The following is a 12,976-nucleotide window of genomic DNA, read 5'->3' on the forward strand; positions in this document are numbered from 1 at the left end:
TACACTTATGCCGAGATGCTGCTGGCGCGGGGCCTTGCCATCCTGGGTCAGCTTGGCGTGGCGATCCTGACGGCGCGCATGCTCGGTCCCGCCGAGCGTGGGCGCTATTACTACACCGTGACGCTCGCTGCGATTGCCGTGCAGATTGCCTCCTTGGGCATTCAGTCGAGCAATACCTACCTGATTGCGCGGACGCCGGCCTTGTTCACCCGGATCATGGCGAACTCCTTGTGGCTTGCCGGCTTGGCCGGACTTGCGGCCGCGACGGGCGTTCTCGTGTTCGATCTGGCGATCGGCGGTCCCGAGCAAAACTTCGTATTCGTCGCAATCGTGCTGACGCTGACGCCGTCGCTGCTCCTATTCCTTTACCTGTCCAACATCGCAGTCGCTCTCAATCGGCCCAGGACCTTCAACGCTCTGATCATCCTCAACGGCGTCGCTGCCATCGGTGCGGCGCTGCTTGCATCCTATCCCACTCCACAGCTAGGTGGGTTCCTGGTTGCCGCCCTCATTGCCTCGCTCGTCACCTGCGTCGTCGCCTGGGTCGTCCTGGCGAAGGGCGCCGACATTCCACGGCGCTTTGACTTTGCGCTGTTTCGGGACGGTATCGCATTTGCGCTGCGGGCTCATGTCGCGACTCTGCTGGGCTTCCTGATGGGCCGCATGAGCGTCATGGTGCTCAGGCAATTCGGTGAGTTTGTGGACATAGGTTACTGGTCGATCGCGGCACAGATCTCCGACGCGTTGCTGATCCTGCCCGCGACGATCGGCCTTGTTCTGTTCCCCGCGCTCGTGCGCGCCAAGGGCGCGGCGCGCATGCAGCAGTACAAGGTCGCGTTGCTTCAGATGACCTTGCTGATGGCGGTGGTCTGCGCGGCGTGTGCCGCGCTGGCAAAGCCAATCGTCACAGTTGTTTTCGGTGTGGCCTACGAGCCCGCCGTAGTCATCATCCTCGCGCTGCTTCCGGGCGTGTTCTTCATCGGCATTGCCTCCGCAGCCTCCCAGTTCCTGTCGGCGAGCGGATTTCCCTGGTCGCAGGTCCTGGCCTGGCTGTGCGCGGCGGCTCTGCAGGCAGTGCTTTCCGTTGCGCTGTTCGGGCAGTTGGGCGCCGTCGGCCTGGCGTGGATTCAAAGTGCCTGCGCTGGCTTCGTCTGTGCCTGGCTGCTCCTAGACAGCCTAAGGTTTGGAGTTCCCGCCGAGCGCTGACGCCGCAACTTGGAGCGAGATCACTTCGCCGCCCGCTCGGCTTCCGGATGGCCAGCGAGGACGGGCGCTCCGGCTCCGACGACGGGCTTGAATCGCCGGGGCTCGTAGCCGAAATCCAGCGTCGCCGCGTCATTGGAGAAAGTCATGTCCTTTTGCATCCGTTCGGCCATCGACGAGCGGATATGCGCGTAGCGGGGGTGCAGCCGAAGCACCTTGGCGGCCAGTTCGAAGACGGGAAGCGGGATGCGCAGGAAGCGTGGCGTCTTTCCCATCGCCTGGAAGATCCTCCGGACCATGTCGCGGTAGGAAAGAATTTCGTCTCCGGCGAGCTGGTAGGTCTTGCCGAAAGTCGCGCTATTATCGCAAACCTGTCGACAGGCGATGGCAAGGTCGTCCGCATGGACGGGCTGCCGCAATCCACTCGCCTTGCCGAAGACAGGAAAAAATCCGAGCAGACGGATGACGCGCGCGATGTCCTGTACGGTACGATCTCCGAACTTGCCACCATAGATGAGCGTCGGGCGGAAAATCGTCCATGCAATGTGCTGTTGGTCGCAGCTTTCGGCAAAGGTCCTTTCGCTCATCACGATATTTGCGATCCCTTGGGCATCGACGAGATCGGTGGAGTCGACCTTTGTCAGAACGCTGCTGCTGCTAAACAGGATAGCGCGCTCGGCGCCCACGCTGCGCATCGCTCCGAGCCAAGCGGGGCTCGCGCCCAGCGTGTCAAAGACGACCCGCGCTTTGACCTCGGGAAATCGTAAGGTCGGGTCTCGCAGATCAAGGCTGTGCCATCTCGCGTTCGCGCCGTATTCGAGCTGGGGCTTCACCCCGCGGGATATCAGATGGACGGTCCAACCGTCCTGCAGGAGAGAGGGGACTAGCCACGAGCCCGGCTGGCTCGAGGCGCCTAGGACGATACAGCTTTTTTGGTCGGCCATTATGGGACAATCGTGGATGGTGCTTCGGACTGCGATCTGTACATCACCTGATGAGACGGCGCTTGCCGTCGCCATGTGCCGTGACCGCCAAGGTCCGCGGCCGAACTGCGGATGAGCAGGATACGCAGCGGGAAGGCCTATTATTCTGAGGGACGGATTGCTTCGATCATGAGGTAGAGGCCGAGCGGGCGCGCCACACTGCGCAGGATCCGTCTCGGCCAAAGGCGTCGGGCGATCGACAAGAGGCGGCCGCGATGACGCTGGCCCGTCGCGCCGGACAGCAAGTCTCCTGGACTTAGCTGGACTTCCATCTTGGCAACGCGCAGGCCGCAGGCTTCGACCATCGCCGCTGCCTCCCGCGTCGAGTAGGCCTTGGTGCCGGGGCTCTCAAGATGCTTCGCGTAGATCGAGGCGAAGTTCGACGAAAAGCCTCCGTAGCGCAGCCAAAGCATCACACCGACGAGCGACCACTTGTGGTAAATCATCACCCGCGCAATGCCTCCGGGCTTCAGCACGCGGGCAACCTCCTTAAAGGCCTGCGGTGTTTCGGCGCTGTGGTGCAGAACGCCCCAACTGTAGACGATATCAAACGTTGCGTCCGGGAAGGGAAGCCGTTCTGCGTCGGCGACCTGGAGCTCGGATTGAAGATTGGCGAGGGCGAGACGTTCGCGCGTCAGGTCGACGGCGCGTGGAGTGAGGTCAATGCCGCAAAGCCGGGCAGGGCCGCTGCGTGCCCATTGCTCATGATCCGCACCCATGCCAACGCCGATTTCGAGCACATCCTGCCGATGTCCTTCTTCGAAACGGGCGAATGGCCTGATGAATGGCTCGAGCTCGTACCTCGTCTCGCGTTGGCTGGAGAAGCGCTCCGAGGCCTCGATGCCGACGGCATAGGCGGCCTCGCCGCAGGCAGCCTCGTTCCAGTAGTCGTGGACAGCTGAATTGTTCATGGAACCACTCGCATCATCTCACAACTCTACGCCCCCGGTTGGATAGGCGCAACAATAGCGGCGCGGGCCCCTTGCCGTGTTCTCAGGTCTCTTTTGTCGAAACTCAGCGGCTCGACGCAGATGGCGCAGGCACCTTGCTTGCAGGCGAAGCTATTGAACTCGGCTCTGAAAGTGTTATCAGCACGTGGGCGAAACATACGGCCGGAATGCGGAATGTTCGGGAAACGATGGGGCGATGCCGCGCGCCTAGTCCGTACAGTGCGCCACTTGCGTTCCGGACAGGTTGTCAATCGTGTCACGCGACGGCTTTTTCCGCCGGGCGTCGTGCACCGACCTGCATTGGGCTTGCGCCCCCAGATTGAGACGTGGCGGAACGCCGCGGGACGACCGGCCACCATGCTGTCGCCCCGGCGCTTCGGGTTCCTGGGGCAGGCGGCGGAGCTGTTGGAGGGCGCTGGCTGGAACAATTCGGCAATGCCGAAGTTGTGGCTCTACAACCTGCACTATTTCGACGACTTGCGCGCCGAGGCATGCGAGGGCCGTGCGTCATGGCACCGCGAATTGATCAAAGCGTGGATCGCCGAAAATCCGCCTGGGACGGGGAATGGCTGGGAGCCATATCCGATGTCCCTGCGGATCGTGAACTGGATTGCCTGGGCGCTCGCGGGCAACGAACTCGATGTCGCGGCGCGCGACAGTCTCGCTCTCCAGGCGCGGACGCTCAGCCGCTTGCTCGAGTATCACCTACTCGGCAACCATCTGCTGGCAAATGCCAAGGCGCTGGTATTCGCCGGCTGCTACTTCTCGGGAAGGGAAGCGGAAGGTTGGTTGCGCATGGGACTTGACCTGCTTGAGAGGGAATGGCGCGAGCAGGTCCTCGGCGATGGCGGGCACTTCGAGCTTAGTCCGATGTACCATGCGATCCTGCTCGAGGACGTGCTGGATCTGGTTCAGCTTGCAAAGATCTATCCACAGGCGCTTGCCGCAGAATCGGTCGGCTGGCCAGAATTGGCCCAGCGCATGCTCACCTGGCTCAACAAGATGAGCCATCCGGACGGCGAAATCGCCTTTTTCAATGATGCGGCATTCGGTATCGCAAGGACCGGTGCTCAGCTCGCCGCTTATGCGAGATCGCTGAATATTCCGGTTATTGCCGACGTTGCGGTCGGTCGTGTGGCCGAGAGCGGCTACATACGACTCGCGTCTGGTCCATGGCTCGCGATCTTTGACGCTGCAGAGGTTGGGCCTTCTTACCTGCCGGGACACGCACATGCGGACACGCTGTGCCTTGAAGTATCTTTCGCCGGTCAGCGCCTGATCGTCAATTCCGGCACGTCGACCTATGCCGACGGCGCAATTCGGAACGAGGAGCGGTCCACTGCCGCTCATGCGACCGTTGAGGTCGACGCAGAGAGTTCCAGCGAGGTCTGGGCCAGCTTTCGAGTCGGACGACGTGCGCATACCTTCGACAAATCGGTATCCGCGTGCGGCGACAAGGCGTGGGCAAGCCATGATGGCTACCGTTGGCTGCCCGGCAGGCCCGTTCACCGCCGCGAGGTCGCGGTTTCCACGACCTCGCTGGTGGTTCGTGACGATGTGACGGGGGAGGGCAGTCACGCCGTTATTGGCCGCTTTCCACTGCACCCGTCCGTCAGCCGTGTCGAACCGGATGGGCAGGGTTGGAGGATAGAACTCCCCGACAGGCCGGCCTTGAGGGTTTCAATGCAGGGTGCCCCGGAGTGCTTCGTGAGCGAGGGATATTACTCTCCGACCTTCGGCCAGCGAATCTTGCGGCCCGTCCTTGCGTGGAGGTATACGGGGAGGATACCTATGAGAGTCGAAACCCGCTTTGAGCTGTGACTTGCGCATTCTTTTGTTGACCGACCATTACCCGCCCGAGGCGAGCGCGCCGGCAATTCGCTGCAGCACGCATGCGCGGCGCTGGGTCGCGCGCGGGCATCAAGTCGACGTTGTGACAAATTTTCCGAACTATCCAGACGGCAAGGTCTTCGGAGGTTATCGGCAATCGCTCTACAAGCGCGAGACCATGGATTCCATCGACGTATTGCGCGTTCCCACGCTCGTGTTTCCCAACCGCGGCCTTTTTCTGCGAATCCTGGATTTCCTGAGCTACATGGTGACGGCCACCGTTGCCTCATTCTTCGTGAAGCGGCCGGACATCGTCGTTGCGACGTCGCCGCACATCTTTACGGCCGTCGCGGGCTGGTTCGTCAGCCGGGTCTATCGCAGGCGTTTCGTGCTCGAAATACGCGACCTGTGGCCCGATTCCATCGTCGCTGTCGGCGCCATGAAAGAGGGCTTGCTGGTCGAGCTGGTTCGGCGGCTGGAACATTTCCTCTACCGGCAGTCGGATCTCATCGTTGTGGTCACCTACTCGACCCGCGACGTGCTGATTGCGCTCGGCATACATCCCGACAAGATCGTTGTCGTGACAAACGGAGCCGACCTCGCGAAGCTCGCGCCGGGATGCGCGCCGCCATCACTGCGCCAAAAGCTCGGAGCCGAGAACAAGGTCGTCGTTTCCTACATCGGTACGGTGGGGATGGCACACGGGCTGCAACTCATCCTCGACGCCGCGGATAAATGCCTGACTCGAGTTCCGGAGGTACAGTTCGTCATCGTGGGGTCCGGTGCGAACCGCGAGGAGCTGGAGCAACAGGCCGAACGTCGTGGCCTGCGGAACGTGCTGTTTGCCGGCCGCATGTCACACGCGGAAGTCATCGATTATTGGCATCTGAGCGACGTCACGCTGATCCTCCTGAAGAACACGCCTCTGTTCAAAACGGTCATTCCGTCGAAGGTCTTCGAGGCGCTGGCGACCGGCACGCCGATAATCACCAACGTCCGCGGCGAACTGGAACGATTGCTCGAGCCGATTGGAGCGGCGGAGGTCATTGAGCCGGATAGCGTCGAGGCCCTCGTGAACGCGATCGAGAAGCTGGCGAGAGATCCGGCCCGCAGGCACGAATTGGCAGAGAAAGCGGCCAGCGGCGCCAACCGTTACGACCGCATGGCCCTTGCAGACAGCATGCTGGAAGCCCTGCAGCGGTGTTGTGCGCGGGAACCCGGAGATTCGGACAAGCCGGATCGAGGCACGTCGCCGACAATGCGCTAATCGTCTGCTCGGTCACCTTCCCAATGCCGTCTAAACGCCTGTAATTTGACAGTTTTTTGACGCAGGATTCACGTCCTGCTTTTCGCCTGACCCGAGTGTTATTTGAGTTTGTATATTTCCGCGCCAGTGGCTACACAGCGGCTCCGCCGGGGCTGGGGCCCCGGCTGAGGTTGAAGCGGAACGCAAAATCCAGCATGCGGAAAGCGATAGCGATATTCGGGACGCGTCCTGAAGCCATCAAGATGGCCCCCGTTGTGACCGAACTGCGGCGGAGCGCGACTCTCGATCTGCGGGTCTGCGTGACTGGGCAGCACCGGGGCATGTTGGATCAGGTCCTGGACCTGTTCGCGATCAAGCCGGACTATGATCTCAATCTGATGGTGCCAAACCAGGTTCTGGATCAGCTGACGGCAAAGCTCTTGACCGGCATCGGGCAGGTCCTGGATCAGGAGAAACCGGACCTCGTCCTGGTCCACGGCGATACCTCGACCACGTTGGCGGCGTCGCTTGCCGCATTCTATCGCAAGCTGCCCGTCGGTCACGTCGAGGCGGGACTGCGGTCCGGATCCCTCAGCGCACCATGGCCGGAAGAGATGAACCGCCGGGTCGCCACCTTGGCAACCCGCTTTCATTTCGCGCCGACCGAGCGCTCACGGCAAAATCTGCTCGACGAGGCGGTCGATCCCTCACATGTCCATGTCACCGGCAACACCGTCATCGACGCGTTGATGGAAACCGTGGAACGAATGAAGGTGGCGCCGTCCGCACGCGCCCAGATGCAGAAGCGATTCAGCTACCTCGATCCCGATCTTCCGCTGATCCTCGTGACCGGACACCGGCGAGAGAATTTCGGTGACGGGTTCGAAAATATCTGCAGCGCGCTGCTCGACATCGTCACTCGGCACAATGTGCAGATCGTCTATCCTGTCCATCCCAACCCCAACGTCCTGGCGCCGGTCCAACGCCTGCTCGGAGCCCAGAAGCGGATCCATCTGATCGACCCGCTCGACTACGAGCCATTCGTCTACCTGATGGAGCGCTCATACCTCATCATCACGGACTCCGGCGGTGTGCAGGAAGAGGCGCCGTCGTTGGGCAAGCCGGTCCTGGTGATGCGCGAAACCACCGAGCGGCCCGAGGCCGTCGATGCGGGCACCGTGATTCTCGTGGGTACATTCCGCGAGCGTATTGTCGAAGAGGCGAGCAGGTTGTTGACCGATCGCGATCACTACGGGCGGATGGCGCAAGCGATCAATCCATACGGCGACGGCATGGCCGCAAAGCGAATTCGCAAGGTGATCGAGGATCAACTGTGAGCGACGTAAAGCTAAAAACGATTTGTGTCGTCGGCCTCGGCTATATCGGGCTCCCCACCGCGGTCGTGCTCGCCTCGCGAGGCGTTTCGATCGTGGGTGTCGACGTCAGCGAGGCGGTCGTCGCCAAGATCAACCGTGGGCAGATTCATATCGTGGAGCCCGACCTCGATGCGGTGACCGCGCGCGCCGTCCAGGTCGGAAAGTTGCGGGCGGCCACGAAGCCTGCACCGGCGGATGCCTTCATCATCGCCGTCCCCACGCCATTTCATGATGGGAAGGCGGAGCTCAGCTATGTCGAGGCCGCGGCGGCATCCATCGCCCCGGTCCTGAAGCACGGCGATCTCGTCGTGCTGGAATCGACCTCGCCGCCGGGAACGACGGAACGGATGGCGGCTCAGCTTGCGGCTCTGCGGCCCGATCTGCGCATGCCTCTCTCGGGGGGCGACGATTGCGACGTTCACGTCGCCTATTGCCCCGAGCGCGTATTGCCCGGACGCGTGCTGGTCGAGCTGGTCGAGAACGATCGTGTGATCGGCGGCATCACGGCCAAATGCTCGGCGCGCGCCGAGGAGCTTTATCGCATCTTCTGCACCGGCAGCCTGCTCAAGACCAACGTCCGCACGGCGGAAATGTGCAAGCTGACCGAAAACTCGTTCCGCGACGTCGGTATTGCCTTCGCAAACGAGCTATCGATCGTTTGCGACAAGCTCGACATCAATGTCTGGGAGCTGATCCGGCTCGCCAACCATCATCCGCGCGTCAACATCCTCCAGCCGGGACCGGGCGTCGGCGGCCATTGTATCGCGGTGGACCCTTGGTTCATTGTCGAGGCGGCCCCTCAGGAGACCCGCCTGATCCGCACCGCGCGCGAAGTCAACGACGGCAAGCCGTCCTATGTTCTCGAGAAGATCAAGACCGCCATCGCCGGCGCTCGGTCAGTCGGCGCCTACCCGAAGGTGCTGACGCTCGGCCTTGCCTTCAAGCCCGACGTCGACGATTTCCGCGAAAGCCCGGCGCTCGAGATCGCCCAACAGGTGGCTGAGTGGAACAGCTGCGAGCTGCTGGTGTCGGAGCCCTTCGCCGAGCGGTTGCCGGGGAAGCTCGCTACGCACAAGAACGTCCGCATGGTGCATGACGTCACCGAGGCGATCGCCGAGGCGCATATCGTCGTGATGCTGGTCAATCATCGTGCCTACAATGACATCGCGCCGGCCGAGCTGAACGGCAAGGCGGTGATCGACACGCGTGGAGTATGGTCGTGAAGCAGCTTCTGGTCCGGTCGGGTAAGGTCTTTTTGCAGGACGTCCCGGCGCCCGTCGCCGGTCCGAAGAACGTGCTGGTCCGGGTGGAGCGTTCATGCGTGAGCGTCGGCACCGAGATGGCCGGCGTCAAGATGTCGGGCCTCCCATTGTATCGCCGCGCCCTCAAGCAGCCGCACCATGTCAAGCGGGTGCTTCAGCTGATGCGCGATCAGGGCGTGGCGCGCGTCTACAAGCAGGTCAAGGGCAAGCTCGATGCGGGACTGCCGACCGGGTACTCGGCCGCCGGCACCGTCATCGCCGTCGGATCGGAGGTCGACGGGATCGCGGTCGGCGATCGCGTTGCCTGCGCCGGCGCGGGCGTCGCCAACCACGCCGAAGTCATCGACGTTCCGGTCAATCTGTGCGTTCCCATCCCGCAGCAGGTCTCGTTCGACGTCGCAGCCACAGTGACGCTCGGCGCCATCGCGATGCAGGGCGTGCGCCGCGCGCAGCCGACGCTTGGCGAGACGGTCGTCGTGATCGGACTCGGAATTCTCGGGCAGATCACGGCGCAGCTCCTGACCGCCAACGGCTGTCGCGTCATCGGCACCGACGTGGACAACAGGCGCATTGCGACCGCGCTGGAAAATGGCCTCGATCACGGCATCAATCCGAACGACGGCAATCTGGTCGACAGCATCGTCAAGCTGACCGATGGTTTCGGCGCCGACGCGGCGATCATCACGGCGGCGTCCGCGTCCAGCGACATTCTCGCTCAGGCGTTTCAGTCCTGCCGCAAGAAGGCGCGCGTCGTGATTGTCGGCGACGTCGGCCTGAACATGGCGCGATCGGACATCTACACCAAGGAGCTCGATGTCCTGATCTCCTGCTCCTACGGACCCGGGCGCTACGATCCCGTCTACGAGGAGGAGGGCGGAGATTATCCGCTTGCCTATGTCCGTTGGACCGAGAACCGCAACATGGGCGAGTATCTTCGCCTGCTCGCGGCTGGCCGCATTCGGCTCGATAACATGCTGCAGGAGCCCTATCCGATCGACCACGCGGAAGAGGCGTATGGCCGGCTGGCGGGCGAGGGCGAGAAGCCGCTGCTGGTCCTGTTGCAGTATCCGCACCGCGAAGAGGCCGTGCGGTCCGTGCTGCAGATCGCGCCTCCGAAGCCGGTCGACGGCCGCATCAAGATCGCGGTTGTCGGCGCCGGCAGCTTTGCACAGGGCATGCACCTGCCGAACCTGAAGAAGCTCGGCGACAAGTTCGACCTTCGCAGCGTCGTGAGCCGCACCGGTCTGTCTGCGCGCACGGCCGCCGAGCGTTTCGGCTTCGGCACCGCGAGCACCGATTTCCAGGCCGTTCTCGACGACCCGCAGATCGACCTCGTCCTCATCGCTACCCGGCATGACCTGCACGCCGAGATGACACTGGCGGCGCTGAAGGCCGGCAAGCACGTCTTCGTCGAGAAGCCGACGTCGATGACCGAAGAGGGTCTGGACGCGATCGAGGCATTCTACGCGGCAAACCCGAACGGACCGCTTCTGATGACGGGGTTCAACCGGCGGTTCGCGCCGGCTGTCAGTGCGGCGCGCGAAGTGCTCAAGGCCCGTTTGTCGCCGATGATCGTGAATTACCGCATGAATGCGGGGTACATTCCCTCCGACCATTGGGTGCATGGCCCACATGGGGGAGGCCGCAACATCGGCGAAGCCTGCCACATCTACGATCTTTTCAATGCGCTCACCGGCAGCCAGCCGGTCGAGGTCCAGGCCCGTTCGATCGTGCCCGCCAGTGGCCATTGGCGTCGCGACGACAATTTCGTCGCCACCGTTCGCTACGCCGATGGCTCGCTGTGCACCCTGACTTATACGTCGCTAGGCTCGAAGGAATTCCCCAAGGAGCGCTTTGATATTTTCGTGGACGGCAAGGTGCTCGTCCTCGACGACTACAAGCGCTTGGAAGTCACCGGCGCGAAGGGCGGCTGGAAGGGCCTGACCATCGAGAAGGGGCAGTTCGAAGAGCTGGTGGCGCTCGTCGAAGCCTTCAAGCCGGGCGGCAAATGGCCGATCTCGCTCGCCGATCAGCTGTCTGCGACGCGGGTCAGTTTCGCGGTCGAGAAACAGCTCTCGGAGTAGCGCGGTGCTTTCGGTCGAGGCGCTCGGGACATAGTCGAGCGATCGATGTATGTCCGGCCCCTCTCAAATTCGGAAGTGTCGAAGTCAGCGCGCGCCACCGTCGCCCTTGCAGGCGCAAAGCCTCGTTGGTAACTATGCAGCCAGCAGGGGCGTTTCCGTCCCATCTACACGTGCGCTGTCCACCCGGGCACGATCGGTTCTCGCCCTACTCTGGCGGGAAGGCGAGCACGTCGCGGTCAAGCTCGACCATAGCATCCGCCGGGTCCGGGTTTCTTGTGGGTCTGCTTTGCACGGGACTTCTTGAGAAGCGTTTTCGAGGTGTGAACGAATGTACGCGATTGGAATCAGCTCCGGAATCAAACATGGCCACCATGATGGCGCTGCCGTGTTGTTGCGCGACGGTGAGCTGATTGCCGCCGCGGAGGAGGAACGGTTCACGCTGGCCAAGCATGCGCGCGGCGAGCTGCCGCGCGGTGCCATCGGCTACTGCCTGAAGCAGGCCGGCATCACCATGCGCGACGTCGACTGGATCTGCTCGCCGCTGAAGACCTATACGAACTACACGCAGCGCCTCACCGAATATTTCAAGTACCAGTTCGGGCACTGCCCGAAGATCGAGCTCTACGATCATCACCTCTGTCACGCCGCGAGCTCATTCTATGGCTCCGGTTTCTCCGAGGCGACCGTTGCCTGTTTCGACTTCTCCGGAGATTCCAGCTCCGGTCTCGTTGCCCACGCACGTGGCAACGACTTCCGCGTGCTGACGCGGTTCGGCCGTCACAACAGTCTCGGACTCTATTACGGGATGCTGACGCAGTATCTCGGCTATCAGATGACCAACGACGAGTACAAGGTCATGGGCCTGTCGTCGTATGGCAGCCCCGAATATCTCGACAAGTTCGCCAAGCTGCTGCGACCGGCCGGCATCAATTACGAGCTCGATCCCGAGCTCGACAAGCGCAGGCGCGACGCCGAAATCTTCACCAGCGATTTCTCGACGCGGCAGGAGCGCATCTTCACCGAGAAGATGGAGGAGATATTGGGCCCGCGGCGGCTGCGCGGCGCGCCGCTCGACCAGCGGCTGACCAACATCGCCGCGAGCGGCCAGAAGCAACTCGAGATCGTCACCACCGAGGTGATCCGCTCCGCGATCGCCGAGACGGGCTGTGGCGACGTCTGCATCGCCGGCGGCGTCGGGCTGAACTGCAAGATGAACATGGAGATCGCGGCCGAGCCGTCGGTGAAGCGTCTCTACGTCCCGCCGGTGCCGCATGATGCGGGCGTGGCGCTGGGCGCCGCGATGATGAAGTGCGCGGAGGCGGGCCACGCGATCGCGCCGTTGACCCACGCCTATTGGGGACCGGAATATTCCAACGACACGATCCGGGAAACGCTGGACAAGATCGGCGCGAAGTTCGAGCTGCTCGACGATCCCGTCTCGCGCTGCGTCAGCGACCTCACGGAACAGAAGACGGTGGGCTGGTTCCAGGGGCGGATGGAATACGGTCCGCGCGCGCTCGGCAACCGCTCGATCCTGGCCGATCCGCGCCATGCGGGCATGAAGGACCGGATCAACCTCACCATCAAGTATCGCGAGGAGTTCCGTCCGTTCTGCCCGTCGGTGCTGTACGAGCGCCAGGCCGAATATTTCGAGGACACGTTCGATGCGCCCTTCATGGTGGTGACGTTCCCGGTCAACGAGAAGGTCGCCGAGACCATGCCGGCGGTGGTCCACGTCGACAACACCGCACGTATCCAGAGCGTCCATGCGGACAGCAATCCGCTCTACAGCCGTCTGATCGGCGAGTTCGCGAAGGCGACCTCGCTGCCGGTCCTGATCAACACCAGCCTCAACATCAACGAGCAGCCGACGGTGAACGCGCCGTTGGAGGCGCTGCATACCTATTTTTGCTCTGGTCTGGACGTGCTGTATCTCGGGCCCTACCGGCTGTCGAAGCCGCGCTAGGTGAAGTTCGTCCCTTGTGGCTGGGGCGTCTCGTGAAGTGAGCCGCCTCACCTCGGAGGCTGCTCGATCTCCGTCA

Annotated in this window: 9 protein-coding genes; 7 read left to right on the forward strand and 2 right to left on the reverse strand. The window is 62.7% G+C overall.

The annotated features are described in order from the left end of the window. Positions 1-15: 15 nt before the first annotated feature. Positions 16-1,206 (forward strand): oligosaccharide flippase family protein, encoded by a 1,191-nt coding sequence (locus FOM02_RS07355; protein WP_265441521.1) that lies wholly within the window; start codon positions 16-18, stop codon positions 1,204-1,206. Between the two features lie 20 nt (positions 1,207-1,226). Here the strand turns inward: FOM02_RS07355 and FOM02_RS07360 are convergent, their stop codons facing one another. Continuing rightward, positions 1,227-2,147, reverse strand: coding sequence for an NAD-dependent epimerase/dehydratase family protein (locus FOM02_RS07360; RefSeq protein WP_265441522.1), 921 nt, complete (start codon positions 2,145-2,147; stop codon positions 1,227-1,229). A gap of 140 nt (positions 2,148-2,287) precedes the next feature. Then, a complete protein-coding gene (locus FOM02_RS07365) occupies positions 2,288-3,097 on the reverse strand; it encodes a class I SAM-dependent methyltransferase (protein WP_265441523.1) in 810 nt (269 codons plus the stop codon). A 396-nt stretch (positions 3,098-3,493) separates the two neighbouring features. On the opposite strand from FOM02_RS07365, the gene FOM02_RS07370 reads away from it, so the two are divergent. From FOM02_RS07370 to FOM02_RS07395, 6 genes are all read left to right on the forward strand, one after another. Beyond that, entirely contained in the window at positions 3,494-4,957 is a 1,464-nt protein-coding gene (locus tag FOM02_RS07370; RefSeq protein ID WP_265441524.1) for a heparinase II/III family protein, read from the forward strand. Position 4,958: 1 nt separating this feature from the next. Then, on the forward strand, positions 4,959-6,233 hold the full coding sequence (locus FOM02_RS07375; RefSeq protein WP_265441525.1) for a glycosyltransferase family 4 protein: 1,275 nt from the start codon (positions 4,959-4,961) through the stop codon (positions 6,231-6,233). A 56-nt stretch (positions 6,234-6,289) separates the two neighbouring features. After that, complete coding sequence (gene wecB / locus FOM02_RS07380) at positions 6,290-7,549, forward strand: non-hydrolyzing UDP-N-acetylglucosamine 2-epimerase (protein ID WP_322596953.1); 1,260 nt, start codon at positions 6,290-6,292, stop codon at positions 7,547-7,549. Continuing rightward, positions 7,546-8,811 carry a UDP-N-acetyl-D-mannosamine dehydrogenase gene (gene wecC / locus FOM02_RS07385; protein WP_265441526.1) on the forward strand — a complete coding sequence of 422 codons (1,266 nt, stop codon included), beginning with the start codon at positions 7,546-7,548 and terminating at the stop codon, positions 8,809-8,811. Before wecB ends, wecC begins: the two co-directional genes overlap by 4 nt. Continuing rightward, positions 8,808-10,934, forward strand: a complete 2,127-nt coding sequence (locus FOM02_RS07390; protein ID WP_265441527.1) for a bi-domain-containing oxidoreductase — start codon at positions 8,808-8,810, stop codon at positions 10,932-10,934. Before wecC ends, FOM02_RS07390 begins: the two co-directional genes overlap by 4 nt. A 328-nt stretch (positions 10,935-11,262) precedes the next feature. After that, positions 11,263-12,900 (forward strand): carbamoyltransferase, encoded by a 1,638-nt coding sequence (locus tag FOM02_RS07395; protein ID WP_265441528.1) that lies wholly within the window; start codon positions 11,263-11,265, stop codon positions 12,898-12,900. The last annotated feature ends 76 nt before the right edge of the window (positions 12,901-12,976 follow it).

Source organism: Bradyrhizobium sp. SEMIA (genome assembly GCF_014844175.1).
GTDB classification, from domain to species: Bacteria; Pseudomonadota; Alphaproteobacteria; order Rhizobiales; family Xanthobacteraceae; genus Bradyrhizobium; species Bradyrhizobium arachidis.